The following is a 25,476-nucleotide window of genomic DNA, read 5'->3' as shown; positions in this document are numbered from 1 at the left end:
TGCTGTGCGAAATCTGATACTCGTTGGGCCGATGGGCGCAGGGAAAAGCACCATCGGCCGTTTGCTGGCCAAAGAACTGCGCTTGCCCTTCCGGGATTCCGACAAGGAAATCGAGACACGCTGTGGTGCCAACATCCCCTGGATCTTCGATCAGGAGGGTGAGGCCGGCTTTCGTGAACGGGAACATGCCATGCTGGCCGAACTATGCGGCCATGACGGTGTGGTGTTGGCCACGGGCGGAGGCGCTGTGATGCGAGACGCCAACAGGCGCATCCTGCGCACTGGCGGCAGGGTGGTGTATCTTCACGCTTCCGTAGAGCAGCAGGTAGGGCGCACCGCGCGCGACCGGAACCGGCCGCTGTTGCGTACCGCCAACCCCGAAGCGACGCTGCGAGCCCTGTTGGAGGTTCGCGACCCGCTGTACCGGGAGATCGCTGACGTGGTGGTCGAAACCGATGAGCGGCCTCCCCGGATGGTAGTAATGGATATTCTCGACCGCCTGAGGCACCTGCCGCCTCGGTGATATTTTCGGCCCACTGGATGAGCGGCCCAACGCCTGGATTTGCAAAACAATGCACACACTCAAGGTTGAACTGGCTGAGCGTAGCTATCCGATTCACATCGGCGAGCACCTGCTGAGCACTCCCGAACTATTCCTGCCCTACTTGGCTGGGCGGCAGGTGGCGATTGTCACCAACGAAACGGTCGCGCCGCTGTATCTGGAGCAGTTGAGCAAAGCGCTGGAAGGCTGTTCGGTGCTTCCGGTTGTGCTGCCTGATGGCGAAGCCCACAAGAACTGGGAAACGTTGCAGCAGATTTTCGATGCGCTGTTGGGGGCACGCCATGACCGTCGTACCACGGTTATCGCCTTGGGCGGGGGAGTGGTTGGCGACATGGCCGGTTTTGCCGCCGCGTGCTATCAGCGTGGGGTGGACTTCATCCAGGTACCCACGACGTTGCTCTCCCAGGTGGACTCTTCGGTGGGCGGCAAGACCGGCATCAACCACCCGTTGGGCAAGAACATGGTCGGCGCGTTCTACCAGCCACAGGCCGTTGTGATCGATACGGCCACCTTACGCACACTGCCGCCACGGGAGCTGTCCGCAGGGTTGGCGGAAGTCATCAAGTACGGGCTGATTCACGACCTGCCGTTTCTGGCCTGGCTGGAAGAAAACATGGCCGCGCTGGTGGCTGTGGACCAAACGGCACTGACCGAAGCCATCAGCCGCTCATGTGCTGCCAAAGCAGTGGTGGTGAATGCCGATGAGCGAGAGTCCGGTGTTCGCGCTACCCTGAATCTCGGCCATACGTTCGGCCACGCTATCGAGACCCAGATGGGTTATGGTGTGTGGCTTCACGGGGAGGCAGTGGCGGCAGGCACGGCCATGGCGCTTGAGATGTCCATGCGTCTGGGCTGGATCGATGCCGCGGCCCGCGACCGTGGCATTCGCTTGCTGGTGCGTGCTGGCTTGCCCGTGGTGCCGCCGGTTGAAATGAGCGCCGACGATTTCCTTCGCCACATGGCTGTAGACAAGAAAGTGCTTGATGGGCGTATGCGTCTGGTGCTGCTGCGTCAATTGGGCGAGGCCGTTGTGACGGATGACTATGCCCCCGAGATACTCAAGGCCACGCTGACGGCGGATTACAGCGCTATTGTGGCTCAGCTTCGAGGTTAACGAGAGTTCGATGACAAGTTTGCATGCCGATGAGGCCTTCCTCGGTCACTACCAGTTGGAACACGACCCCTTCGCTGCAAGGGTGCCTGGTTTCAAGTTCTTTCCTGCCCAGCGCAAGCCGGTACTTGGCCAACTGCACCACCTGGCGCGTTACAGCCAGTTGATGCTGGTGGTAACCGGCCCACATGGGAGCGGGAAGACCCTGCTGCGCCAGGCCCTGGTTGCCAGTACCAACAAACAGTCGGTTGTCAGCGTTGTGATCTCAGCACGCGGCGCCGGCAGTGCAGCAGGCGTATTGAGCCAGATTGCACAGGGTACGGCCACGGGCGAAGCGGAGGTAGACAGCATCCTCAACCGCGTTGTGCAGCTGGGCCTCACTGGGCAGGAAGTTTACCTGCTGGTGGACGATGCGGAACAACTCGACGAATCCGGGCTCGAAGCCCTGCTGGAGCTGGCAGGTGGCGTGCCTGAAGGGCGCCCGCACGTATTTCTGTTCGGCGAGCCGTCGGTAGTACCGGTGCTGGAGCAGCTGGATGCTGGCCCCGAGCGTTACCACGTCATCGAGCTTCAGCCTTACACTCTGGAAGAAACACGTGAATACCTGGCACAGCGCCTGGAAGGTGCTGGTAAAGGTATTGCATTGTTCAGCAACGAGCAGATCGCGGACATTCACGAATCCTCTGCCGGGTGGCCTGGGCCTATCAACCAGGCCGCGCGGGATTCGCTGATCGAGGCAATGATCGCCAGTCGCTCCGCGGGTAAGCGACCCTCCATAGGACTAAAAATGCCTAAGAAATACCTGCTGGCCCTTTCTGCTGTAGTGGTGATTGTCGTCGCCGCCGCAGGCTTGCTATCGGGCCATAACAAGGCGCCAACGCCCGGCGCCGAGCAGGCCCAGTTACCTTTGGGCCAAGGTCAGCCTGGCAGTGCGCAACCTAACCAGGACGGCAACCCTGCCATCGAGTTCGCTGGCAACTCCAAACCCCTGCCGCTCAACGGTCAGCCTGTAATGCGTGAGCCTTTGGCCTCTGCAGCAGGGGCTGAAGACGACGACGCACCGCCTGTAGAAGATACAGGGTCTGATCAACCACCTATGGTCACTACCAGCGCACCGCCTGCGGGTGCTACACCAGGCCCGGCCACCACGCCTGTGCCCGTGCCTGCCACGCCGCCAGCCAAGCCAGTAGAGCCCGCCGTAGCGGCAAAACCGGCTCCGGCCCCCAAACCGGCACAGCAACTGGCCATGGCCAAGCCTGCACCCGTTAAGCCGCCTGTTGAGAAGGCTGTCGAAAAACCAGTCGCCAAAGACCTGGGCGCCAGCTGGTATACCGCGCAGTCGCCTGGTAACTATGTCGTACAGATATTCGGCACCAGTTCCGAAAGCGCTGCCCAGTCTTACGTGCGTGAGCAGGGCGGCGAATACCGCTACTTCAAGAAAACACTGCAAGGCAAGCCACTGTACGTGGTTACGTATGGCAGTTTTAGTAACCGCTCTGCAGCGGTTGATGCCATCAAGAACTTGCCAGCGAAGGTTCAGGCTGGTAAACCTTGGCCTAGAACTGTCGCCAGCGTCCAACAAGAGCTTGCTTCAGCCCGCTGAAGGCCCAGCGGCGCCATCCGCGCCGCTCTCCTGACGTCCCCGAGTCAACTCAAAGCCCACTGCGCACCCCGCCGTGGGCTTCGTGCCCTTCAAAGTGCCCGCCGGCCACAAGCCCTCTGATGCGAAGCCAATAATCCATTGACTCAGGCTGCCCTGCTACATCATAAAGGCAGTTAATTTCCTTCAGAATGGCGACATCAAAATACATTGGTTCGTCATCAAATTTGTGGCACACAGCCCTGCTGTGTACAATGATTGCCCTTTTGCCTCTGCAAAGCTGACGCTCGTTCGGCGTAGAAGGTAAGCGGTTGGAATTAAAGAGCATTTGCCCCTTTGAGCGGCAAGCCTGGTGAGAACGTGTCTATGAAAACAGGTCTGTATAATCCCGAAGAATTCAAGGACAACTGCGGTTTCGGCCTCATTGCCCACATGACCGGCGAGGCTAGCCACAACCTGTTGCAAACGGCCATTGAGGCCCTGACCTGCATGACCCATCGCGGCGGTATCAACGCCGATGGCAAAACAGGCGATGGCTGCGGCTTGTTGATGCAGAAACCTGACCTGTTCCTGCGGGCCATTGCCAAGGAGCACTTTGGCGCCGAACTGCCACGGCAGTATGCCGTGGGCATGGTGTTCCTTAATCAGGACGACGCCCGCGCCGACGCTGCCCGGGAGAACATGAATCGTGAAATCCTCGCCGCTGGCTTGCAGCTCATTGGCTGGCGCCAAGTGCCGGTCAATACGTCGGTACTGGGCCAACTGGCCCTGGAACGACTGCCGAAGATCGAGCAGGTGTTCGTGGGCGGGGAAGGCCTGACCGACCAAGCCTTTGCGATCAAGCTGTTCAGCGCACGGCGCCGCTCTTCGGTATCCAATGCCGAGGACACAGACCATTACATCTGCAGTTTTTCGCAGAAAACGATCATCTACAAAGGCCTGATGATGCCCGCCGACCTGGCGGCCTTCTTTCCAGACCTGAGCGATGAACGGCTGCAAACCGCGATCTGCGTGTTCCACCAGCGCTTCTCTACCAATACCTTGCCTAAGTGGCCATTGGCACAGCCTTTCCGGTTCCTGGCCCATAACGGTGAAATCAACACCATTACCGGCAACCGTAACTGGGCCCAGGCCCGGCGCACAAAGTTTGCCAATGACTTGATTCCAGACCTGGATGAGCTAGGCCCATTGGTCAACCGGGTGGGCTCGGACTCCTCCAGCATGGACAACATGCTTGAGCTGATGGTCACTGGTGGCATCGACTTGTTCCGCGGTGTGCGCATGCTGATTCCACCAGCCTGGCAGAACGTCGAAACCATGGACCCGGACCTGCGTGCCTTCTACGAATACAACTCCATGCACATGGAGCCCTGGGACGGCCCGGCTGGCGTGGTCATGACCGAAGGGCGCCACGCCGTCTGCCTGCTGGACCGCAATGGCCTGCGGCCTGCGCGCTGGGTCACGACCCGTAACGGTTACATCACCCTGGCGTCTGAAATTGGCGTGTGGAACTACAGGCCCGAAGATGTGATTGCCAAAGGCCGTGTAGGGCCAGGCCAGATCTTTGCCGTGGATACCGAAACCGGGCAGATCCTCGATACCGATGCCATTGATGACCGGCTCAAGTCGCGCCACCCGTACAAGCAGTGGTTGCGCCGCCATGCGTTGCGTATCCAGGCCAAGATGGACGACCATGACCATGGTTCGGATTTCTACGACACGGACCGCCTGAAGCAATACATGAAGATGTACCAGGTCACCTTCGAGGAGCGTGACCAGGTCATGCGCCCATTGGGTGAGCAGGGGTACGAAGCAGTAGGCTCCATGGGCGACGACACGCCTATGGCGGTGCTGTCCCAGCGGGTACGCACCCCTTACGACTACTTCCGCCAGCAGTTCGCGCAGGTGACCAACCCGCCGATCGATCCCTTGCGTGAAGCTATCGTGATGTCGTTGGAAATCTGCCTGGGCGCAGAGCGCAACATTTTCCAGGAGTCGCCGGAGCATGCCTCCCGGGTGATTCTCAGCTCGCCGGTGATCTCGCCTGCCAAGTGGCGTGCGCTGATGAACCTGGACCGCGAAGGTTTCGACCGCCAGCTGATCGACCTTAATTACGATGAGCATCTGGGCCTGGAAGCTGCCATTCGTAACATCGCGGACCAGGCCGAGGAAGCGGTGCGCGGAGGCAAGACCCAGATCGTGCTCAGCGACCGGGCCATCGCCCAAGGCAGGTTGCCTGCTCATGCGGCCATGGCCGTAGGTGCGGTGCACCACCGGCTGGTAGAAAAAGGCCTGCGTTGTGACAGCAACATCCTGGTGGAAACGGCTACAGCGCGTGACCCCCACCATTTCGCGGTACTGATAGGCTTTGGTGCTTCGGCGATCTATCCCTTCCTGGCATACGAAGTGCTCGGTGACCTGATTCGCACCGGGGAAGTGCTAGGCGATCTGTTCGAGGTGTTCAAGAACTACCGCAAGGGTATTACCAAAGGCTTGCTGAAAATCCTCTCCAAGATGGGGATTTCCACAGTCACCTCCTACCGGGGTGCGCAGCTGTTCGAAGCGATCGGCCTGGCGGACGAGGTGACCGAACTGTGTTTCCGTGGCGTGGCCAGCCGCCTCAAGGGGGCTCGTTTCATTGACCTTGAAGCAGAGCAGAAAGCCTTGGCTGCCGAGGCCTGGAGCCCGCGCAAGGCAATCCAGCAAGGTGGCCTGCTCAAGTTCGTGTATGGCGGTGAGTACCATGCCTACAACCCGGACGTTGTGAACTCGCTTCAGGCTGCCGTGCAGCAGGGCGATTACGCCAAGTTCAGGGAGTACACGGCGCTGGTGGACAAGCGTCCGGTCTCGATGCTGCGCGACCTGCTCAAGGTCCGCGAAGCTGAACAACCGTTGCCACTGAGCGACATCGAGCCTCTGGAAGCTATTCTCAAGCGCTTCGACTCTGCGGGTATTTCCCTGGGCGCCTTGTCACCAGAGGCCCATGAGGCATTGGCCGAGGCCATGAACCGCCTGGGCGCACGCTCCAACTCCGGCGAGGGCGGTGAAGACCCGGCCCGCTACGGCACCGTACGTAGCTCTAAGATCAAGCAGGTGGCTACCGGCCGCTTTGGTGTGACGCCTGAATACCTGGTGAACGCCGAGGTATTGCAGATAAAGGTGGCCCAGGGGGCCAAGCCGGGTGAAGGCGGGCAGTTGCCTGGTGGCAAGGTCAATGGCCTGATCGCCAAGCTGCGTTATGCCGTGCCTGGTGTTACCTTGATTTCACCGCCGCCGCACCACGACATCTATTCCATCGAAGATTTGTCCCAGCTGATTTTTGACCTCAAGCAGGTCAACCCGTCGGCCCTGGTGTCGGTCAAGCTGGTCTCGGAAGCCGGGGTGGGGACCATTGCTGCTGGCGTGGCCAAGGCCTACGCCGACCTGATCACTATCTCCGGCTATGACGGCGGTACCGGAGCTTCACCGCTTACCTCCATCAAGTACGCAGGCAGCCCGTGGGAGCTGGGCTTGGCCGAAACCCACCAGACCCTGCGCGGGAACGACCTGCGCGGCAAGGTTCGGGTACAGACTGACGGCGGCCTTAAAACAGGCCTGGACGTGATCAAGGCTGCCATTCTAGGCGCAGAAAGCTTTGGCTTTGGCACGGCGCCCATGATCGCCCTGGGTTGCAAGTACCTGCGTATCTGCCATTTGAACAACTGCGCTACCGGGGTAGCCACGCAGAACGAAAAGCTGCGCAAGGACCACTACATCGGCACGGTGGACATGGTGGTGAATTTCTTCACCTTCGTGGCCGAAGAAACCCGCGAGTGGTTGGCACGGCTGGGTGTACGCAGCCTGGGCGAGCTGATTGGCCGCACTGACCTGCTAGACGTATTGGCTGGCGAAAGCGCCAAGCAGAACCACCTCGACCTTACCCCGCTGCTGGGCAGTGACCATGTACCGGCCAACAAGCCGCAGTTCTGCGAAGCCGAACGCAACCCCCCGTTCGACAAGGGGCTGGTGGCGGAAAAAATGGTCGCGCTGTCGCTCGCCGGTATCGAAGCGCGCACGGGCGGCGACTATGCCATGGACCTGTGCAACTGCGACCGCTCCATCGGCGCACGTGTATCAGGCGAAATTGCCAAGCGTTATGGCAACCAAGGCATGGCCGATGCGCCGGTGACCTTCCGCTTCCAAGGCACGGCGGGGCAAAGCTTTGGCGTGTGGAATGCCGGTGGCCTGAACATGTACCTTGAAGGCGACGCCAACGACTATGTAGGCAAGGGGATGACAGGTGGCAAACTGGTGATCGTGCCGCCCAAGGGTAGCCCGTTCAAGACCCAGGACAGCGCCATCATTGGCAATACCTGCCTGTATGGTGCTACCGGAGGCAAGCTCTTCGCAGCCGGCACCGCTGGTGAGCGGTTTGCCGTTCGCAACTCCGGCGCCCACACGGTAGTAGAAGGCACGGGCGACCATTGCTGTGAATACATGACGGGGGGCTTCGTCTGCGTGCTGGGCCGAACCGGTTACAACTTTGGCTCGGGCATGACCGGCGGCTTCGCCTACGTGCTGGATCAGGACAATACCTTCGTAGACCGGGTGAACCACGAGCTGGTGGAAATCCAGCGTATCAGCGGCGAGGCGATGGAAGCCTACCGCAGCCACCTGGAAGGAGTGCTGGCCGAGTACGTGGCAGAAACCGATAGCGAGTGGGGCCGCAACCTTTGGGAAAACCTGGATGACTACCTGCGCCGCTTCTGGCTGGTGAAGCCAAAGGCCGCGAGCTTGAAGTCGCTATTGTCCAGCACCATTGCCAGCCCTCAATAATGCCCTGGCGGGCGAGCCTCAAGCGGCAAGTTACAAGCTGCAAGCTTGAGGCGCGCTCTCCCGAACACCGAATTTTTGCTTGCAGCTTGAAGCTTGCCGCTTGAAGCTGCGCCGTGAGGCGCCTATATGTCAGAACGTTTGAGTAACGACTTCCAGTTCATCGATGTGGGCCGCAAGGACCCGAAGAAAAAGCTGCTGCGCCAGCGCAAGAAGGCGTTCGTGGAAATCTACGAACCCCTCAAGCCACAACAGGCTGGTGAGCAGGCTCACCGTTGCCTGGGCTGCGGCAACCCCTATTGCGAATGGAAGTGCCCTGTGCACAACTTCATTCCCAATTGGCTCAAACTGGTGTCGGAGGGCAATATCCTGGCTGCGGCCGAGCTTGCCCACCAAACCAATACCCTGCCCGAAGTGTGCGGCCGCGTGTGCCCACAGGACCGCCTGTGCGAAGGCGCCTGTACGCTCAATGACGGCTTCGGCGCGGTCACCATCGGGTCGGTGGAGAAATACATTGCCGACACGGCCTTTGCCATGGGCTGGCGCCCAGACATGTCCAAGGTCAAGCCGACAGGCAAGCGCGTGGCAATCATTGGCGCCGGGCCTGCTGGCCTGGGCTGCGCTGATGTACTGGTACGTGGCGGCGTAACGCCCGTGGTATTTGATCGCAACCCGGAAATCGGCGGCCTGCTGACCTTCGGCATCCCTGAGTTCAAGCTTGAAAAGTCCGTGCTCAGCAATCGCCGGGAGATCTTCACCGGTATGGGCATTGAGTTCCGCCTTAATACCGAGGTAGGTAAGGACATCACCATGGAGCAGTTGCTCACTGAGTACGATGCCGTATTCATGGGCATGGGCACCTACACCTACATGAAAGGTGGGTTCCCCGGCGAAGACCTGCCAGGCGTACACGATGCGCTGGACTTCCTGATTGCCAACGTGAACCGTAACCTGGGCTTTGAAAAGGCGCCGGAAGACTTCGTGGACATGAAGGGCAAGCGCGTGGTGGTGCTCGGTGGTGGCGACACGGCGATGGATTGCAACCGTACCTCCATTCGCCAGGGCGCCAAAACCGTGACCTGCGCCTACCGCCGTGACGAGGCCAACATGCCAGGCTCTCGCCGTGAGGTGAAAAACGCCAAGGAAGAGGGCGTACGCTTCCTCTATAACCGGCAACCTATCGCCATTGTGGGCGAAGACAGGGTAGAAGGCGTGAAGGTGGTGGAGACGCGTTTGGGTGAACCCGATGCACGCGGCCGTCGCAGCCCAGAGCCGATTCCTGGTTCGGAAGAGATTCTGCCGGCCGATGCCGTGGTGATCGCGTTTGGCTTCCGCCCCAGCCCGGCCACCTGGTTCGGCCAGCATACCATCCAGCTGGACAGCCAGGGCCGTGTGGTTGCCCCTGAAGCCGGTGGCCAGTTCCGGCACCAGACCAGCAACCCCAAGGTCTTCGCAGGTGGAGACATGGTACGCGGCTCGGACCTAGTGGTTACGGCCATTTTCGAAGGCCGCACGGCGGCTGAAGGCATCATGGATTACCTGCAACTCTGAAAGGGTAATGGGGGCAATAAATAAAAGGCACGGCGCCATGCCGTGCCTTTTATGTTGGTGTCTGAGAAAATACCGATACTTTTTTTCCGGATACCCTCATGACTCCTTTGAAAAACGACCGCTTCCTGCGCGCCTTGCTCAAGCAACCGGTAGACGTGACCCCGGTGTGGATGATGCGCCAGGCCGGCCGCTACCTGCCCGAATACCGCGCCAGCCGCGCCAAGGCAGGTGACTTCATGAGCCTGTGCAAGAACCCGGCGTTTGCTTGCGAAGTCACCCTGCAGCCCCTGGAGCGCTACCCACTGGATGCTGCCATCCTGTTCTCGGACATCCTCACCATTCCCGATGCCATGGGCCAGGGCCTGTATTTCGAAACCGGCGAGGGGCCGCGTTTTCGCAAGGTAATCAACACCGAAGCAGACATCGACGCGTTGCCAATGCCTGATGCCCAAAAAGACCTGGGCTATGTGATGGATGCTGTGAGTACCATCCGCCACGCCCTCAATGGCAGCGTTCCCCTGATCGGTTTTTCCGGTAGCCCGTGGACGCTGGCCACTTACATGGTTGAAGGCGGCTCGTCCAAGGACTTCCGCAAGACCAAAGCCATGGTGTACGACCAACCTCAGGCCATGCACAAGCTGTTGGACAAGCTCGCGCAGTCTGTAACGGCGTACCTGAATGGGCAGATCCTTGCCGGTGCCCAGGCGGTGCAGATTTTCGATACCTGGGGGGGCAACCTGTCGTCAGCTGCCTATCAGACGTTCTCCCTGGCCTACATGAAGCAGATCGTAAGCGGCCTGATTCGCGAGCATGACGGCCGCAAGGTGCCGGTCATTCTGTTCACCAAGAACGGTGGCCTGTGGCTGGAATCCATTGCCGATGCGGGTGCAGACGCCCTGGGCTTGGACTGGACCTGCGACATCGGCGACGCCCGCCGTCGCGTGGGTGACAAGGTGGCGCTGCAAGGCAACATGGACCCCAGCGTGCTCTACGCCAAACCAGCGGCTATTCGGGCCGAGGTGGGTCGTATTCTGGCCAGCTACGGGCACGGTACCGGCCATGTGTTTAACCTGGGCCACGGCATTACCCCGGAAGTGGACCCGGCCCATGCCGGCGCCTTTATCGAAGCGGTGCACGAGCTGTCGGCGGGTTATCACGGCTGATAAGCATTTTGAAACGGTGCTGTGCCAGCCTGAACACGTGGGCCTCTAAGGCTTTCCAATCAGGGCGATAGCGCGAATGCGCACGGCACTGAGTTCAGCTGGTAAGACCTTGCCCTTGAATTCGGCCCTGTGCGCTCGCCAATCCAGGCTCTTGACTTGATCTGCAAGCACTGCACCTGCACGCTCACCGCTGATTTCAACTTCAAACGGATACCCCTTGAGCTGTGTTGTCATTGGGCAATACAGCATCAAGCCGGTTTTGCCATTGTAATTTGACGGGCTTAATACAAGGGCTGGGCGATGGCCTGCTTGTTCATTGTTGGCCTGAGGGGCAGAGTAGAGCCACACAATATCCCCGGAATCCGGGATATAACGGCGAACCATTAAAACGTTTCCTTGCCAACGGCTTTGCCAAAGTCAGCCTCGGAATGCATGTTATCCGAGGTAATACCTGCAACCAGTGAATCCAGATCAATCTCACTGGGGTATACCGGCTCGATAACGACTCGGCCTCCTTCAGCACGAACGCCCACCAGCGTATCAAGCGATAGCTTCGCAAGCTTCATTACCGCAGCTGGAATGCGGACAGATGGGCTGTTTCCCCACTTTTTAATAAGTACGTGCATACGACGCCCCCCAATGCGTATCAACAATGAAGATACGATAACAATCCTTGGCTCGGCATCAACCTGAAGGCGCCAAATCAAGTGGGGTCCTCCCCTCTTTAGCCTTACAGGTAGGCGATAAGATTGTTTCAGATTAAGCCCCAAAGAAGTTCGGCGCGTAAGCCTTTAGCGTACGCAGCCTTCGGTGAAGTATCTCAACCCGAAGGCATCGTGACCGTTAGAGGACTTATCAGATGAAAGGATTTTTCAAGCCGCACCAGCTGGCACTGGGGGTATGCGCCGCCATTGTCGCAGGGCAGGCAGCCGCCCATGGCTATTTGTCGTACCCACCTTCCCGTGCAGCGCTTTGCCAGCAAGGGCTGAACGCCAATTGCGGGGCTGCCCAGTACGAGCCGCAAAGCGTCGGTGAGACCGACAAGGGCTTTCCTGCTCTCGGCCCGGCCGATGGCCAACTGGCCAGCGGCGGTAAGTCGCTGGGAAGTTCGCTTGATGTCCAGTCCGCAGGGCGCTGGACCAAGACCGAACTGGCTGAACGCGACGTGACGTTCGACTGGCAATTTACTGCGGCACACCCGGCCACGAAGTTCGAATACTACATCACCCGTCAGGGCTGGAACCCGAACGAGCCCCTTACCCGCGCGGCGCTGGATGCAGAGCCTTTCTGCAGCTTCGATACGGGTAACCAAGTGCCTATCGAAGGTGCCGCTGGTGGCAGCGGCCCGCTCAAGAACAAGCACGCATGCACCTTGCCTGCAGACCGTACTGGCTACCATGTGGTGTACGGGATCTGGACCGTGGGCGATACCGCAGCGGCCTTCTATAACGTTGCGGATGTGGACATTACCGCAGAAGCCGGCCCAGCCCCTATCGACGGCTGGAAAGGCGTGGCCAACATTCCTGCCGTTCAAGTGTTGCTGCCAGGTGATACCGTGACAGCCCGTGCTTTCCGTAGCGGCACTGAAAGCCCCGAACACAGCGTTACGCTGGACATTGCGTCTGCTGAGCAGGGCCAGCCAGCCAACTGGGCTTTCGACCTAGCCACGAAAATCAACGCAACCCAGCAGTTGATACGCGCCGGCATGCGCGATGAAAGCGGCAACATCGAGCCGGTACGCGGCGCCAACAGTATCTACGCCAAGGCCGATTCAGGCGTCACCAACTACCAGATGGGCTTCGACCTCAAGCCAGACCTGGGCGCGCGCCTGTCTCTGGAGCAACTGCAACCTGCCTATGAACTGGTGAAAGGCCAGGCCGAACTGAGCCTGACTGTTCGCACCAACCGGCGCCTGAATATCGAAGCCGGCGTGTATGACACCCAACACAAGCCTGTAGGTACGCTACGGCAGGTGGTAGAGCCGGGTGACAGCCCGCTCAGCCTGAGCGTGCGCGGCATGCCAGGCGATTACCGCCTCACGGTGATCGGTAGCAGCGAGGATGGCCGCGTGAACCTGCAGGTCAGTGAAGCCGTTCAGCTGACCGGCGATGGGGCCGCTGACTACGACAACGTGTTCCCCAACGGCCTGGGCAACTACAAGGCAGGCACGCGTGTACTGCAGCCGAAGAACGAGCAGGTATATGAGTGCAAGCCGTTCCCGGCCGAAGGCTGGTGCAACATCTACAGCGCGACCGCCAGCCAGTATGAGCCTGGTGTAGGCAGCCATTGGGAAGACGCCTGGATTGCTCGCTGATCAGGCTGGACTGTGTTGCCTTGGCGCAAGGCCAAGGCAACTTGGAGTGATGTTGTGAACCCCTTACCCTATTCGACAACCCATAAACTGCTGCACTGGCTCAATGCCGGGATCATTCTGTGGGCGCTGCTGGCAGGCTTCTACGTGGCACTTATGCCGGTAGCGGCCGACGTGAAAAACTGGGTGGCCTGGGTTAACGTCTCGCTCACGACGCTGATGATCCCCCTGTTCATATGGCGCTGCCTGCTGGCTTTCCGGCGGCGTGGACGAGCTGTGGCGCAACCCCAGGCACTTATGGGTCGCTTGGCAACAGCCGTGCACCTGTTGCTGTATTTCACCATCACGGTAGTGCTAGTTACCGGGGTGTTGATGATGGAACGCCCAATCGTTGTGTTCGACTGGTTTGCGCTGCCCCAGCCGCTCCAATCCCCCGCGCTCACCGGTTGGTTCCATACCGTACATATCGCCAGCTGTTATGTACTGGTTGGCTTGGTAGGCGTGCATGTGCTGGCCGTCCTTAAGCATGCACTGACGGGCCAACCGGTATTGAGGCGCATGTGTTGACCGTTATGCAGAGGCGTGTTGCCTGGGTATTGCCTGTGTTGGCGGCGATAGGCATGGCGGCGGCAGCTTATCGCCTCTGGCGCCTGCCGTTGCCTGCAACGCCGGCTTTGCCCTCTCCCTTGCAGGCGAGCCAACCTCCTGCGACGGTGTCGCCGCAGGTGCTTGCCCGGCTTTTTGACCTGGCGCCCGAACATCCCCTGGCTCACGCACCATCGGCATTGAAGCTCAAAGCCAGTGTGGTCGCCGGTGAGCACTCACGCATTCTGGTGGAACACGCTGGCACTGTGCGCGCCTATGGCATGGGTGAAAGGTTGCCGGATGGTAGCCAGGTGCGAGCCATTGAAGCGGGGCGGGCCCAGTTATGGCTGGCCGGGAAGGCAGTGGTGTTGTCCTTGGCCTCTAGCCTTGAAAACGCCCGTTATCTCACACCGCTCTCGTCGCAGGTGCCGCAGCCATGACACCTGCAATCAGAGGGGCAATGCTCCTGTTATCGATGCTGATAGGGAGCATCGCCCAGGCCGCCCCACAGACCTGGATGCTAGCCATGGAGGATGCCGATGTCACCCACGTGGCCGTGGAAGTGGCCAACATTCTGGGGTTGACGGCCATTGTGGACCCTAAGGCCAAGGCACGGCTGACCTTGCGCGCCGACCAGCCAATGGACCGTGAACAGGTACGTGCGCTGTTCTACGCGGTGCTTGAAAACAGCGGCCTGGCGGCGGTGGAAGATCAAGGCAGGCTGCTGATCGTTCCAGCGGCCGAGGCCAAGGCACGGGCCAACAGCGCTACTGCACTGGGCGTGGTCACCCGCGTGCTAGCGCTCAATAGCGCCAATGCCAGTGACCTTGCTGCGCTCCTTAAACCTCTGGTGTCGGCACATGGCTACGTGGGGCCCTCCGCCTCCGCCAACGCACTGGTCATCACGGATACAGCGGCCAATGCCCAGCGCGTGCTGAACCTTGCTACACGGTTGGACAGTGGCGAGCAGGTAGGCCATGAGGTGATGCCATTACAGCACGCAGACGCCCAGGAGTTGGCTGAGATACTCAAGCAGGCCTCCCAGCGCAAGGGTGATGACACGACCCGCGTGATCGCCGATGCGGCAGGCCGAAGGCTGGTACTGTTAGGCCCACCGGCGGTGCGTCAACGCTTGCAAACGCTTGCCCTTAGCCTGGATGTTCCCCGTGCGGCCAACAGCAATGCAGCCGTTATGCACCTGCGACATAGCGATGCTCGGCAACTGGCTGACGTGCTCGATCCTCTTGGGCAACAGGCAGGCGAGCCTCAAGCAGGCCTGCCCACTGAGCGTACTGGTAAGGCTCAGGTCGCCAGCGTGCGCGCAGACGAAAGCCAGAATGCCTTGGTGATGATCGGCCCCGCAGCAGCCATCCGTACCTTGCAGGCGTTGGTAGAGCAGCTCGACCAGCCGCGGGCTCAAGTGATGATCGAGGCGGCCATCGTTGAAATAAGCGGCGATACCAGCGAAGCCCTAGGGGTGCAATGGGGCTTGCAACGGGGAGATCTCGGAGGCTCCACGAGCTTCCCGGGGGCTGGCATTTCGCCTGTCGGTGTCTTGGCCGATGAGCTGCCACTACCGGATGGGGGCTTGCTGCGCCTGGGTAACGACCGGTTCCGCCTGCTGGTCTCCGCGTTGGCCAGCAATGTGAACAGTAATTTGCTGTCCACGCCCAGCCTGATGACGCTGGATAACCAAGAAGCAGAAATTCTGGTGGGCCAGAACGTGCCTTTCCTGACAGGTAGCTATACCACCGGTAACAGTGGGGCGGACAATCCCTTCACCACAGTGGAGCGCAAGGACATAGGCATCAAGCTCAGGATCCGCCCTCATATCAATGATGGCGATGCCATGCGGCTTGAGATTGAGCAGGAGAACTCGGAAGTTGCGCCTACGACAGATGCCGCCGTCAAGGACCTGATTACCAACAAGCGCAGCGTAAAAAGCACCATCCTGGCGCGAGACGGACAGATCATCGTGTTAGGTGGGCTTATCAAGGACAGCGTGCGCCAGACGGAAAGCGGCGTGCCAGGCCTCAAACGCCTTCCATGGATAGGCCGACTATTCAGCTGGCGACGCGACACCCAGGTCAAGACCAACCTGATGGTGTTTCTACGCCCGACGGTAATGCGGGACGCCGCTGCCCAGACAGCCCTGGCCGATCGCCAGTGGCGACGCGCGCAAGCCGTGGAAACCGAGGTCATTGAGCGGGCTGATGACCGGCGGTTACCCCTTGATCCGCAGACCCTGTTCGATGGCAAGCGCCTTGAAGATGAATGAGCCACTGCCGCCTCAGGTCCCATTTCGCTACGCCCGGCAAGCTGGGGTGTTTATCAGTGGCACGGCGTCTGCGCCGGTATTGATGTGTCGCAGCTTGCCCTCCTGGGCCACCTGTGCCGAGGTGCGGCGCTGGCTGGGCGGCGAATACACGTTGGCTGTGCTGGGCGAGCCTGCCTTCGACCAAGCCGTCGCACGTCATTACCAAGGCACCGAAGGCGACGCGCTGAACGTGGCCGAAGGGTTGCAGCAGGACCATGACCTGGACCGGCTGGCCGTGGACCTGCCTCACAATATTGACCTGCTCGAAGATGAGGCACAGGCGCCAGTCATTCGGTTAATCAACGCCTTGCTGGCCCAAGCGATCCGTGAGCAGGCGTCTGACATTCACTTGGAGACCGAAGACAGTGCTGTAGTGGTTCGCCTGCGGGTAGATGGTCAATTGCGCGAAGTGTTGCGGGCCCGGCGCGAAGCATCGTCGGCCTTAGTGTCCCGGCTCAAGGTAATGGCAGGCCTGGACATTGCTGAAAAGCGTGTGCCTCAGGATGGCCGCATCGCCTTGCGCCTGGCCGGCCATGATATTGATATTCGTGTGTCTACCTTGCCTTGTGTCCAGGGGGAGCGCGTGGTGCTGCGCTTGCTGGATAAAAGCGCGGTATTGCTCAGCCTGGACCACATCATGCCGCCGGGGAATGACCTGAACCGGCTCAAAGGTGTATTGGCGCGCCCCCATGGCATCTTTCTGGTAACCGGGCCTACAGGGTCCGGCAAAACCACCAGCCTGTACGCGGCCCTGGCCAGCCTGCGGGAGCAATCGCGCAACATCCTTACAGTGGAAGACCCCGTGGAGTACCAACTGCCGGGTGTTGGGCAATCCCCCGTCAATACGCGCACGGGCATGACATTCGCCCGCGGCCTGAGGGCCATCCTGCGTCAGGACCCGGACGTGGTCATGGTGGGTGAGATTCGCGATCGTGAAACGGCCGAAGTGGCCATACAGGCCTCACTCACCGGGCACCTGGTGCTATCGACCTTGCACACCAACAGTGCTGTAGGCGCCATTACCCGTTTGCTGGACATGGGCGTGGACGCTTACCTATTGGCATCCAGCGTGGTGGCCGTGCAGTCGCAACGCCTAGTGAGGTTGCTGTGCGTGCATTGCCGCCAGCCGACCGGTAGCGGGCAGTATGAAGCTGCAGGTTGTGCGCAGTGCCATCACGGCTATCGAGGTCGCATGGCACTGTACGAATTGATTGAGGTGGACGCAGCGCTGACCCGTGCCATACACGAAGCCGCCTCGGAACAGCAGTTGGAGCACCTGGCCAGGCAGCAATCACCAGGCCTTGCTGAAGCGGGCCTGCAAGCTGTAGCGGCAGGGCTGACCAGCCTGACCGAAGTACGCCGGTTGGTAGAGGTAAAGCCGTGAACCGGTACCGTTTCCACGCCTCGGACGCCCAAGGCAACCTTCACAAGGGCATCGAAGCGGCCGCTAACCCCCATGCCTTACGCCAGGCACTGCGCAGGCGTGGCCTGATCCCCCGGCAGGTTGCTCCGGTAGGCGCACGCCTGTACCCACGTACGCCTCGGCTCCGTGTAGCAGAGCTTACGCTGGCCACACGCCAACTGGCCACGTTGCTACAGGCGGCAGTGCCGTTGGCCAATGCGCTGGAAGCGGTGATACGGCAGCTGCAGTCGCCTTCGGCTACCCGTGTTATTCAGGCGTTGCACAATGGCGTGCTGGAAGGCAGAAGCCTGGCGGCGGCCATGGCCGACCAGCCACGCGTGTTCTCTAGCCTGTACCGCGCAACCGTACAGGCCGGAGAACAATCGGGCCACCTAGGCAAGGTACTGGAACAGCTGGCCGATCATTTAGAGGCCCGGCAACTGGCACAGCAGCGCATTCGCACCGCGTTGGTGTATCCCACGTTACTGCTATTGGTCAGCACTGTGATTGTGGGTTTTCTGCTGGGTTATGTGGTGCCAGACATTCTGGCGCTGTTCACCGGCAGCGGCCAGGCACTGCCGTTGCCTACGCGCCTGCTCATGCACCTGACTGAAGCAGTCGGCCTGGCCTGGCCCTACCTGCTTGCCACCATCGCAGCACTCACCTTGGGCGGTCGTGTGGCACTTCGCAGGCCAGCGGCGCGGGCTTGGCTGCACGGTCAATGGCTGCGGGTCCCCTTGCTGGGCAATACCCTGCGCAATGCCGAGGCGGCCCGCTACATCAGTACCCTGGCGATCATGTTGGGCAGTGGCGTCACGCTATTGGCCGCCTTACGCATCGCCAACGCGGTGGTGACCAACCTGGCCTTGCGCAGCCGCCTGGCAGATGTTGCCCAGCGGGTCGCAGAGGGCGGTTCACTGGCCGCTGCGCTGGGCGCAACCGATGCCATCAGCCCATTGATGTTGCAGTTGATTGCCAGTGGTGAACAGTCCGGCGACCTGTCCGGGCTTATGCAGCGCGCTGCCGAGCAGCAGGAGAAGCTGCTGGCCAATCGGATCGCCCTTGCCCTGAGCCTGTTCGAACCGCTCATGCTCGTAGGCATGGGCCTGGTGGTGATGTTTATCGTGATGGGCGTGCTGTTGCCCATTCTCAGCCTTAACCAACTGGTGACTTGAATGCGTCAACCTTATCGCGCAGCCCGCGCTCAGCGGGGCTTTACTCTGATTGAAATCATGATTGTGGTGGTCATCATCGGGGTGCTAGGCGCCTTGATCGTGCCACAGTTCATGGACCGCCCCGATCAAGCGAAGATAACTGCCGCGCGCAGCGACCTCAAAGCCATTGCAACGGCCCTGGAAATGTACCGCCTGGACAATGGCCACTACCCTACCACCGAGCAAGGGTTGCAGGCACTGGTCGCACGCCCTGACACCGACCCGCCAGCGCCGCACTGGAGCCCGCGCGGCTATTTACGCCAAGTGCCCGTAGACCCCTGGGGCTCGCCGTACCGCTATACCCTCAAGAACAACGCCATCGAGCTGCTCTCCCTAGGTGCGGACAAGCAGCCCGGCGGTACAGGGAGCGCAACTGACCTGGAGGCATGGGCGCCTTGAAGGCCAATAACGCAGGCGGCTTCACCCTGCTTGAGCTGTTGGTCGTGCTGATTGTGATAGGCCTGCTGGCAGGCATAGTAAGCCTGGCTATCGGCCCAGACCCTCAGCGCGAAGGGCGCCAGCAGGCCGCAGAACTTGGCAACCAACTCATTGCGTTACGTCAGCAGGCAGTACTGCTGGACCAGCAGCATGCCATTGCCCTGACTCAGACCCAGTGGTGTGCCATGGTGCTACGGGCCGGGCGCTGGGTGCCTTTGCAGCGCCCCCGTCAGCTTCCTGCTGGCTTGGCCTGGCAGTTGCGTATCGAAGGGCAGGCCGTAGCCTTGCCCACGGACGTGCCCGAACGGCCCCAACTGCTGGCGCTGGCCAGCGATGAATTGACGGCCTTCGAGCTGAGCTTGCAAGCGCATCAGCAAACCTACGTTGTGCTACGCAGTGACGGCGTGACGGACCCGGAGCCTGGCCCATGAACGGTACGCGTGGGTTTACCCTGGTCGAGCTGCTGGTAGCTTTGGCGGTGTTTGCCACGCTTGCAGCTGCCGTATTGGCAGCCGCTCACTGGGCAACGCTGGCCCAGCAACGGCTGGAAGCGCGCTGGTTCGCAAGCCTGGCGCTGGACAACCACCTGGCGGCGCTTACCCTAGGCCTGGTAGCGCGCGATACCCGAAGCCAACCTGTGCAACTTGCCGGGTATCAGTGGTGGCTAGAGCAGCAGGCAACCTCTGCCGGCGACTTGCGCGTGCAAGTGCGTGAAACTCCCGGCGGCGACATGCTGGACAGCTGGCAGGGTGTGGTCAATGCGCCGTGAGTCAGGGGGCTTTACGCTGGTGGAGCTTCTGATAGCCGTAGCGCTGTTCGGGGTATTGGGGATTGCCTGTGCACAGTTATTCGAGCTGGCGACGCGTGCCGAACAGCGCATTACGCAACGGGGACAGGCACTGCGTGAGCTACAACGTACCCTGGCGGCCATCGACCATGACAGCCTGCACGCAAGTGCCTGGTACAACCCCTTGTACCTGGACAGCCGTCAACTCACGCTGGGTAGCGCAGGCTGGCGTAACCCCCTGGACCTGCCACGCAGTGAAATGCAGGTGGTGAGCTATCGCGTCAGCGACGGTACCTTGTGGCGCCATGCCCGTGGCGAAAACGGTGCAGTTACGCAACGGCCATTGCTTCACGGGGTTATGGCCGCGCAATGGCACGTGCTGGATGCCAGCCATGCCTGGCAGAAGGCCTGCCTGCCGCCTTGCCAGGCACAAGCTGTACGCCTGACCTTGAAGCACGCGCTGTTCGGCACCGTCACGCGTGTATTCCCCTGGCCGGAGCGCCAGCTGTGAGGCGCGAGCAAGGCATGGCCCTGTTGAGTGTATTACTGGTGATGACGTTGGCCTTATTGCTGATCGAAACACTGATTCGCCAGCAACGCATCACCTTGGCGGCAACCTCAACACAGTTAGACGTTTCCCAGCTGCGCCGGGCCCTCATGGCCGGCGAGGCGATGGCTATCCGGCGTTTGCCGCGCTGGGAAAAGGGCAAACCGCCCATGGTTCACCTAGGGCAGCCTTGGGCTGAGCCCTATACCTGGGTGCTGGAGGATGGCACCCGAGTGCACCTAACGACGAAGGACCTGGCAGGCCGCTTCAACCTGGGCGTGTTGACTGGCAATCGTCCAAGGCGGGGGGCAATCTCGCAATTCGAGCAACTGCTGGCGGCTCTTGACCTTCCGGCTGTACCGCTCTCTGCCGTTCAGGTATCAGGTTGGCGTGACCTCAGCCAATGGCGGCTGGTGCCCGGCGTCACCCGGCCTTGGCTTGAACGGCTAAGCCCAGCAGTGGCCTGGTTGCCCGAGGCGGCGAGGTTGAACGTCAACACGGCCGCTGCACCGGTATTGGCGAGCCTAGGCATTCCCTTGAGCGTTGCACAACGTCTTGTCAGGGACCGGCCGCGCCAAGGGTTCAGCACTCTCCAGGCCTGGCGCCTGCAGCCGGGCCTGGAAAACATACCGCTGGCTGCTAACGACCTGGGGCTGACCAGCCGATGGTTCCGGCTTGAACTGTTTGCCGAGAAGCACCAACGCCGCTTGCGCCTGTTGACCGATATTGAACTGGCGCCTGCAGATGGCCACCCCCGCATCCTAAGGCGCGGGTTACGCGCCCCAGACGAGAATGGGCCCGCCTCATGACAACCTGGCTATACCTGTTGCCTCAACGCTGCGAGGCCCTTGCATCACAGCCCTGCTGGGTATTCAGCCCAACCCTGGGAAACCTTGAAGCGCCCTTGGCACATGCGGCCCATTTGCTGGGCAGGCAACGAGTTAACGTCATCTTGCCTGTTGAGCGCTTCAGCTGGCACCTGTGCGCACCGTGGAAAGCGCGCCGTGCACCTACGCCTGAGGCATTGCTGTTCGAGCTAGAAGAACAACTGCTTCAGCCACTGGAAAGCCTGCGGGCTTGGCGCGGGCAACGTGATGCCCAAGGGCGGTATGCCGCCTGGGTCACCGACCGTGAGCAACATGCGGCGCTAGCTTATGGCCTGCGCAGCGCCTTGCCAGGCATCAGCGCCCTCTATATCGATGCAGACCTGTGTGGGCCGCAGGAGCCCGGCGCAGTATGGTGCGCCAACCGTTGGCTCATAGGCGGGGAGGGCTTGCCAAGGCTGGCCGCGACGGATGCCTGGCTAAGCGCGCTGGAACGTACCCTAACTCAGCCAATCCCCCGTTTGTACGCACCTGAGACAGGGTTGAAATACATGGAACAGGTGCTGAGCACTGCGCCTAGCGGTATTGACCTGCTCGAAGGTGCCGGCCGCCCGGCCTACCGGCCCTATGGCCTTGCGCTTGCGCTGGCTACAGGCTGTTTCGCCCTGATGTGCGCGGCCGATTACCGTACCGGTACGGCACTGCTGGCGGGCAATCAAACGCTTGCTCAATACAATGAGCAGCGTGTGGCTCAGCTGTTCCCTGGCCAGCCCTTAACACCGGCGCTGTTGGCGCGGCTCTCACAAGCTAAAGCCGGTCAAGTGTCCCCTGCCTTATCAACGCTTGGGCCATTGCTGCAGCGCATGGATGCGACGCCAGGGTTGCAGCTTCATGCCGTGTCTTTGGCTCCAGGCAAACAGTGGCGAGTAGCGCTGAGCGCGCAGCGTCTTCAGGACGTTCAGGCGCTAGAGCAGGGCACCTGGCGGGTGATGGATGTGGCAGCGCAGGGCAGTCGCTGGCGTGGCACGCTTACGGAGGGCGGAAAGTGAACCTGACGGGGTGGGGGCTTCGATTGTCCGTTCGCGAACGCAGGGGGCTGATACTGGCAGCCGTGGTATTGGTCGTTGCTGGGGCATGGCGAGGCGTATGGCTTCCGCTGCAGTGGCGCAACGCAGCAGCACTGGACCAGCAGGCTGAGCAAAAGGCGCTGGCCCACAAGCTTGCCGGTATTTCCCCAGCCCAGGCTGGCGGTAACCCGTTAACGGCGCAGCAGCTTCACCAAACCGCGTTGGACGCCGGGGTGCAGGTCAAGCGCCTGGATGTGTCCGGCAACCGTGCTCATTTGAGTGTGCAGGGTACAACTGGCACCGTTTGGTCATGGCTCGAAGCGGTCGATCGTTATCGCATAGCGTTTGAACAACTGGACCTGACAGCGGACGATGGTCAACTGCTGCTGACGTTAACCCTGTCTGGCCTGGCCCAGCCCGATTAAGTTTGGATTCATCTGGCGGGGTTACGCTTTGTTCATTCCAGCACTGATGAGGCTACTTGCATGAAACTTCGTTATCTTTCGATCTGTGTTCTGCCCCTGCTTGGTATGGCCGGTTACAGCCAGGCTGCAGGTTATACAGGCCCGGGTGGCCAGGCCGCCAATACAGGAGCCACAGCGGCGACCGCAGTCGATACCGCCAAAGCTGCGACGGCTGCACCGGATGATACCCCGGCAGTGCTGGAAGGCCATATCGTCAAGAAGCTTGCTATTCAGGGCCGGGATAACCGGTATGAGTTCAAGGACGCTACCGGCACAATCCAGCTGGATATCGACAACGACAAGTGGCCGTCGGATGTTACCGATCAGCAGCGCGTACGTGTTATCGGTGAGGTGGACATGGATAATGGCAAGCAGGAAGTAGACGTTGACGTGATCCAGGTACTGAAATAAACCGCAGTGTGTTCAGAAAACCGGCTCAGGCCGGTTTTTTGTTGCCTGCCAGCACCGGCAGCCTGGCCAGCTTGACCGCTATCGCCAGGGCCACCACAAGCAGCGTGCCAATAAACACGCCAATACCGTTCCAGCCGCCGTAGTGCCACGCTACACCACCCAGGGTGCCTGCAAGGCTGGAACCTGCGTAATAGCTGAACAGGTACAGCGAGGACGCCTGCCCTTTGGCAAAGGTGGCGCGTCGGCCGATCCAGCTGCTGGCCACCGAATGGGCGCCGAAGAAACCAAAGGTAAACACCAGCATGCCTGCCAGAATGGCGCCCAGGGGGTGAAGCAGAGTAAGGCCTAGCCCCAGCAGCATCACAGCAATGGCGACCCAGAACACATTCCGCCGGCCGAACCTGTCGGCCAAGGCCCCTACTTGCGCTGAACTGTAGATGCCTGCCAGGTACACCACCGATAGCAGGCCCACCACCGCCTGGCTAAGCGCATAGGGGTCGGCCAGCAAGCGATAGCCAATGTAGTTGAACAGCGTTACGAAGCCACCCATGAGTAGAAAGGCTTCCAGGAACAACCAAGGCAAGCCTGCATCACGGAAATGCACGGTAAAGCCATCAAGCAAGCTACGCGGGTTCAGCGCACGGCTGGTGAAATTACGTGAAGGCGGTAAAACCTTTACGAATACGATGGCGGCGATCAACGCCAATACGCCAATCACCAGTGTTGCGGTGTGCCAGCTCACATAGTCGATCAGCACGCCCAGGATCAGCCGCCCCGACATGCCTCCAATGGCATTGCCGCCGATATACAAGCCCATGGCCAAGCCAATGTGGTCGGGGTGGATTTCTTCACTCAGGTAAGTCATGGCCACCGCTGCGACACCGCTGAGCGATAAGCCCAGCAAAGCCCGCATCAGCAGTACGGCCGGCCAGCTAGGCATCAAGGCGCTGGCGAGGGTACACAGCGCTGCGCTGAACAAGGCGGCAACCATGACCGGTTTGCGGCCCATACGGTCGGATAGGGGACCCGTTATCAACAAGCCTATGGCCAGCATGCCGGTGGACACTGAAAGCACTAGGCTGCTTTGCGCCGCATTGATCGAAAATTCGCGGGACAGCAACGGCATCATGGGCTGAACGCAATAAAGCAGCGCGAAGGTTGCGAACCCCCCGCAGAACAAGGCGAGTACCGTTTGCACGAACAGCGGTGTGCCCTTTTCAGTCCAGCATGCCATGGAAGCATCCCCGGACGGTGCAACGGCAGAAACGGGCTTGGCCACGGCAGTTTTCACAGGATGCCTTCGTCAGTATTGAATGAAAAAAGCATATAGCCCATAGAACATGACTTCCAATATATTATTCGACCTGTTTGATAGGTTGCGGATATCAGTATGGAGTTGCGTCACCTTAGGTATTTCATTGCCGTAGCGGAATGCTTGCACTTCGGGCGAGCTGCAGCGCTGCTTGGCATCAGCCAGCCACCCCTGAGCCAGCAGATTCAGGCCTTGGAACAAGAACTGGGTACACGGCTGTTCGATCGCACCAACCGACGCGTTGCTTTAAGCGAAGCGGGGCGGCTGTTCCTGGACGAGGCGCGCCAGGTGCTGACACAGGTCGATAAAGCGGCTGACGTTGCGCGTCGCGCTCAACTAGGTGAACTGGGCGAATTAAAAGTGGCGTTCACATCGTCCGCCCCATTCAACTCCAGCATTTCGACTGCCATTCGCGCCTTCCGCCAGGCTTACCCAGCCGTTCACCTGCACCTGCAAGAGATGAGCAGCCAGGATGTAGCCGACGCATTGCTGGAAAAACGTGTGGACGTTGGCTTGATGCGCCCTTTGCCTCTGGCCGATGCCCTGCATGCCGTGGAGCTGTTTCGCGAACCCCTCGTAGCCGTGGTGAATGCAGGCCATCCATTGGCAATAGCACCAGGCGATGGGTTGTACATGACAGCGCTGGCCGAGGAGCCCTTTGTGTTCTTCCCGCGCAGCTATGGCAGTGGGCTGTACGCCCAACTGTTAAGCCTGGCCAGGGAAGCGGGCTTCAACCCCCACATCGCTCAAGAGGCCAGTGAAGCCATGACGATCATCGGGCTAGTGTCGGCGGGCCTAGGCGTCTCGGTATTGCCTGCGTCCTTTCGCTCCATTCGCATCGAGGGTGTGGCGTACCGGCCGTTGCTGGATACGGCGGCGGAGTCCGCCGTATGGCTGGTACGCCACACGGAACCCGGCTCGGCCATGGCTGAGGCTTTTACTGCACTTTTGCTAGGCCATCGTTGAGCAAGGTGGCATTTGCCCCGCTTTCACGGTAC

24 protein-coding genes are annotated in these 25,476 nt (G+C 60.5%); 21 read left to right on the top strand and 3 right to left on the bottom strand.

Features of this window, described 5'->3' with window-relative positions:
• The first annotated feature begins 4 nt into the window (after window positions 1-4).
• The 6 genes from aroK to hemE all read left to right on the top strand — a co-directional run bounded on the left by aroK (window position 5) and on the right by hemE (window position 10,799).
• Window positions 5-523 carry a shikimate kinase AroK gene (gene aroK / locus ACSAMW_RS13345; RefSeq protein WP_168083003.1) on the top strand — a complete coding sequence of 173 codons (519 nt, stop codon included), beginning with the start codon at window positions 5-7 and terminating at the stop codon, window positions 521-523.
• A 49-nt stretch (window positions 524-572) separates the two neighbouring features.
• On the top strand, window positions 573-1,676 hold the full coding sequence (aroB, locus tag ACSAMW_RS13340; RefSeq protein WP_500590707.1) for a 3-dehydroquinate synthase: 1,104 nt from the start codon (window positions 573-575) through the stop codon (window positions 1,674-1,676).
• A 10-nt stretch (window positions 1,677-1,686) separates the two neighbouring features.
• Complete coding sequence (locus tag ACSAMW_RS13335; RefSeq protein ID WP_168082999.1) at window positions 1,687-3,276, top strand: AAA family ATPase; 1,590 nt, start codon at window positions 1,687-1,689, stop codon at window positions 3,274-3,276.
• A gap of 363 nt (window positions 3,277-3,639) precedes the next feature.
• A complete protein-coding gene (gltB, locus tag ACSAMW_RS13330; RefSeq protein ID WP_500590706.1) occupies window positions 3,640-8,088 on the top strand; it encodes a glutamate synthase large subunit in 4,449 nt (1,482 codons plus the stop codon).
• Between the two features lie 126 nt (window positions 8,089-8,214).
• Window positions 8,215-9,636, top strand: a complete 1,422-nt coding sequence (locus ACSAMW_RS13325; protein WP_500590705.1) for an FAD-dependent oxidoreductase — start codon at window positions 8,215-8,217, stop codon at window positions 9,634-9,636.
• A gap of 98 nt (window positions 9,637-9,734) precedes the next feature.
• Window positions 9,735-10,799, top strand: coding sequence for a uroporphyrinogen decarboxylase (gene hemE, locus ACSAMW_RS13320; RefSeq protein ID WP_500590704.1), 1,065 nt, complete (start codon window positions 9,735-9,737; stop codon window positions 10,797-10,799).
• A 45-nt stretch (window positions 10,800-10,844) separates the two neighbouring features.
• On the opposite strand, the gene mazF is transcribed toward hemE, so the two are convergent.
• Together mazF and ACSAMW_RS13310 are read right to left on the bottom strand one after the other, a co-directional pair.
• Window positions 10,845-11,183 (bottom strand): endoribonuclease MazF, encoded by a 339-nt coding sequence (gene mazF / locus ACSAMW_RS13315; protein WP_500590703.1) that lies wholly within the window; start codon window positions 11,181-11,183, stop codon window positions 10,845-10,847.
• Window positions 11,183-11,425: an AbrB/MazE/SpoVT family DNA-binding domain-containing protein gene (locus tag ACSAMW_RS13310; RefSeq protein ID WP_500590702.1), complete on the bottom strand. Its 243-nt coding sequence runs from the start codon at window positions 11,423-11,425 to the stop codon at window positions 11,183-11,185. Before ACSAMW_RS13310 ends, mazF begins: the two co-directional genes overlap by 1 nt.
• A 233-nt stretch (window positions 11,426-11,658) precedes the next feature.
• Here ACSAMW_RS13310 and gbpA point away from each other — a divergent pair, with 233 nt between their 5' ends.
• From gbpA to ACSAMW_RS13240, 14 genes are read left to right on the top strand one after another with little or no spacing between them, the layout of a single operon-like run.
• A complete protein-coding gene (gbpA, locus tag ACSAMW_RS13305; RefSeq protein ID WP_500590701.1) occupies window positions 11,659-13,113 on the top strand; it encodes an N-acetylglucosamine-binding protein GbpA in 1,455 nt (484 codons plus the stop codon).
• 54 nt (window positions 13,114-13,167) lie between these two features.
• Complete coding sequence (locus ACSAMW_RS13300; RefSeq protein WP_500590700.1) at window positions 13,168-13,677, top strand: cytochrome b; 510 nt, start codon at window positions 13,168-13,170, stop codon at window positions 13,675-13,677.
• Window positions 13,674-14,135, top strand: a complete 462-nt coding sequence (locus tag ACSAMW_RS13295; RefSeq protein WP_500590699.1) for a hypothetical protein — start codon at window positions 13,674-13,676, stop codon at window positions 14,133-14,135. The genes ACSAMW_RS13300 and ACSAMW_RS13295 overlap by 4 nt, the downstream gene beginning before the upstream one ends.
• The gene (gspD, locus tag ACSAMW_RS13290) at window positions 14,132-15,973 is read left to right on the top strand and encodes a type II secretion system secretin GspD (protein WP_500590698.1); all 1,842 of its coding nucleotides are present in this window, start codon (window positions 14,132-14,134) and stop codon (window positions 15,971-15,973) included. The genes ACSAMW_RS13295 and gspD overlap by 4 nt, the downstream gene beginning before the upstream one ends.
• Window positions 15,966-17,396, top strand: a complete 1,431-nt coding sequence (locus ACSAMW_RS13285) for a GspE/PulE family protein (protein WP_500590697.1) — start codon at window positions 15,966-15,968, stop codon at window positions 17,394-17,396. The genes gspD and ACSAMW_RS13285 overlap by 8 nt, the downstream gene beginning before the upstream one ends.
• Window positions 17,393-18,589: a type II secretion system F family protein gene (locus ACSAMW_RS13280; RefSeq protein ID WP_500590696.1), complete on the top strand. Its 1,197-nt coding sequence runs from the start codon at window positions 17,393-17,395 to the stop codon at window positions 18,587-18,589. The genes ACSAMW_RS13285 and ACSAMW_RS13280 overlap by 4 nt, the downstream gene beginning before the upstream one ends.
• Window positions 18,590-19,027 carry a type II secretion system major pseudopilin GspG gene (gene gspG / locus ACSAMW_RS13275; protein ID WP_500590695.1) on the top strand — a complete coding sequence of 146 codons (438 nt, stop codon included), beginning with the start codon at window positions 18,590-18,592 and terminating at the stop codon, window positions 19,025-19,027. It begins immediately after the preceding gene.
• A complete protein-coding gene (locus tag ACSAMW_RS13270) occupies window positions 19,015-19,497 on the top strand; it encodes a prepilin-type N-terminal cleavage/methylation domain-containing protein (RefSeq protein WP_500590694.1) in 483 nt (160 codons plus the stop codon). Before gspG ends, ACSAMW_RS13270 begins: the two co-directional genes overlap by 13 nt.
• Window positions 19,494-19,835, top strand: a complete 342-nt coding sequence (gene gspI / locus ACSAMW_RS13265; RefSeq protein WP_500590693.1) for a type II secretion system minor pseudopilin GspI — start codon at window positions 19,494-19,496, stop codon at window positions 19,833-19,835. The genes ACSAMW_RS13270 and gspI overlap by 4 nt, the downstream gene beginning before the upstream one ends.
• Window positions 19,825-20,364, top strand: coding sequence for a type II secretion system protein GspJ (locus ACSAMW_RS13260; protein ID WP_500590692.1), 540 nt, complete (start codon window positions 19,825-19,827; stop codon window positions 20,362-20,364). The genes gspI and ACSAMW_RS13260 overlap by 11 nt, the downstream gene beginning before the upstream one ends.
• Window positions 20,365-20,378: 14 nt before the next feature.
• Entirely contained in the window at window positions 20,379-21,209 is an 831-nt protein-coding gene (locus tag ACSAMW_RS13255) for a type II secretion system minor pseudopilin (protein ID WP_500590691.1), read from the top strand.
• Entirely contained in the window at window positions 21,206-22,273 is a 1,068-nt protein-coding gene (locus tag ACSAMW_RS13250; RefSeq protein WP_500590690.1) for a hypothetical protein, read from the top strand. The genes ACSAMW_RS13255 and ACSAMW_RS13250 overlap by 4 nt, the downstream gene beginning before the upstream one ends.
• Window positions 22,274-22,296: 23 nt before the next feature.
• Window positions 22,297-22,716: a type II secretion system protein M gene (locus ACSAMW_RS13245; protein ID WP_500590689.1), complete on the top strand. Its 420-nt coding sequence runs from the start codon at window positions 22,297-22,299 to the stop codon at window positions 22,714-22,716.
• 60 nt (window positions 22,717-22,776) lie between these two features.
• A complete protein-coding gene (locus ACSAMW_RS13240) occupies window positions 22,777-23,166 on the top strand; it encodes a NirD/YgiW/YdeI family stress tolerance protein (protein ID WP_500590688.1) in 390 nt (129 codons plus the stop codon).
• Window positions 23,167-23,191: 25 nt separating this feature from the next.
• Here the strand turns inward: ACSAMW_RS13240 and ACSAMW_RS13235 are convergent, their stop codons facing one another.
• Complete coding sequence (locus ACSAMW_RS13235) at window positions 23,192-24,457, bottom strand: MFS transporter (protein WP_500590687.1); 1,266 nt, start codon at window positions 24,455-24,457, stop codon at window positions 23,192-23,194.
• Between the two features lie 99 nt (window positions 24,458-24,556).
• Between ACSAMW_RS13235 and ACSAMW_RS13230 the strand changes: the two genes are divergently transcribed.
• Window positions 24,557-25,444, top strand: coding sequence for a LysR family transcriptional regulator (locus tag ACSAMW_RS13230; protein WP_500590686.1), 888 nt, complete (start codon window positions 24,557-24,559; stop codon window positions 25,442-25,444).
• Window positions 25,445-25,476 lie beyond the last annotated feature (32 nt).

It is taken from the genome of Pseudomonas sp. AB39(2026), from assembly GCF_059831485.1.
Note: the sequence above shows the minus strand (reverse complement) of the source record. Positions and strands in the feature narration are given on the sequence as shown.

Bases quoted from the DNA above. Each gene is read 5' to 3' on its own strand.
- aroB (WP_500590707.1), top strand. From the start codon at position 573: ATGCACACACTCAAGGTTGAACTGGCTGAGCGTAGCTATCCGATTCAC.
- ACSAMW_RS13335 (WP_168082999.1), top strand. From the start codon at position 1,687: ATGACAAGTTTGCATGCCGATGAGGCCTTCCTCGGTCACTACCAGTTG.
- gltB (WP_500590706.1), top strand. From the start codon at position 3,640: ATGAAAACAGGTCTGTATAATCCCGAAGAATTCAAGGACAACTGCGGT.
- ACSAMW_RS13325 (WP_500590705.1), top strand. From the start codon at position 8,215: ATGTCAGAACGTTTGAGTAACGACTTCCAGTTCATCGATGTGGGCCGC.
- hemE (WP_500590704.1), top strand. From the start codon at position 9,735: ATGACTCCTTTGAAAAACGACCGCTTCCTGCGCGCCTTGCTCAAGCAA.
- mazF (WP_500590703.1), bottom strand. From the start codon at position 11,183: ATGGTTCGCCGTTATATCCCGGATTCCGGGGATATTGTGTGGCTCTAC.
- ACSAMW_RS13310 (WP_500590702.1), bottom strand. From the start codon at position 11,425: ATGCACGTACTTATTAAAAAGTGGGGAAACAGCCCATCTGTCCGCATT.
- gbpA (WP_500590701.1), top strand. From the start codon at position 11,659: ATGAAAGGATTTTTCAAGCCGCACCAGCTGGCACTGGGGGTATGCGCC.
- gspD (WP_500590698.1), top strand. From the start codon at position 14,132: ATGACACCTGCAATCAGAGGGGCAATGCTCCTGTTATCGATGCTGATA.
- ACSAMW_RS13285 (WP_500590697.1), top strand. From the start codon at position 15,966: ATGAATGAGCCACTGCCGCCTCAGGTCCCATTTCGCTACGCCCGGCAA.
- gspG (WP_500590695.1), top strand. From the start codon at position 18,590: ATGCGTCAACCTTATCGCGCAGCCCGCGCTCAGCGGGGCTTTACTCTG.
- ACSAMW_RS13270 (WP_500590694.1), top strand. From the start codon at position 19,015: ATGGGCGCCTTGAAGGCCAATAACGCAGGCGGCTTCACCCTGCTTGAG.
- gspI (WP_500590693.1), top strand. From the start codon at position 19,494: ATGAACGGTACGCGTGGGTTTACCCTGGTCGAGCTGCTGGTAGCTTTG.
- ACSAMW_RS13260 (WP_500590692.1), top strand. From the start codon at position 19,825: ATGCGCCGTGAGTCAGGGGGCTTTACGCTGGTGGAGCTTCTGATAGCC.
- ACSAMW_RS13255 (WP_500590691.1), top strand. From the start codon at position 20,379: ATGGCCCTGTTGAGTGTATTACTGGTGATGACGTTGGCCTTATTGCTG.
- ACSAMW_RS13250 (WP_500590690.1), top strand. From the start codon at position 21,206: ATGACAACCTGGCTATACCTGTTGCCTCAACGCTGCGAGGCCCTTGCA.
- ACSAMW_RS13240 (WP_500590688.1), top strand. From the start codon at position 22,777: ATGAAACTTCGTTATCTTTCGATCTGTGTTCTGCCCCTGCTTGGTATG.
- ACSAMW_RS13230 (WP_500590686.1), top strand. From the start codon at position 24,557: ATGGAGTTGCGTCACCTTAGGTATTTCATTGCCGTAGCGGAATGCTTG.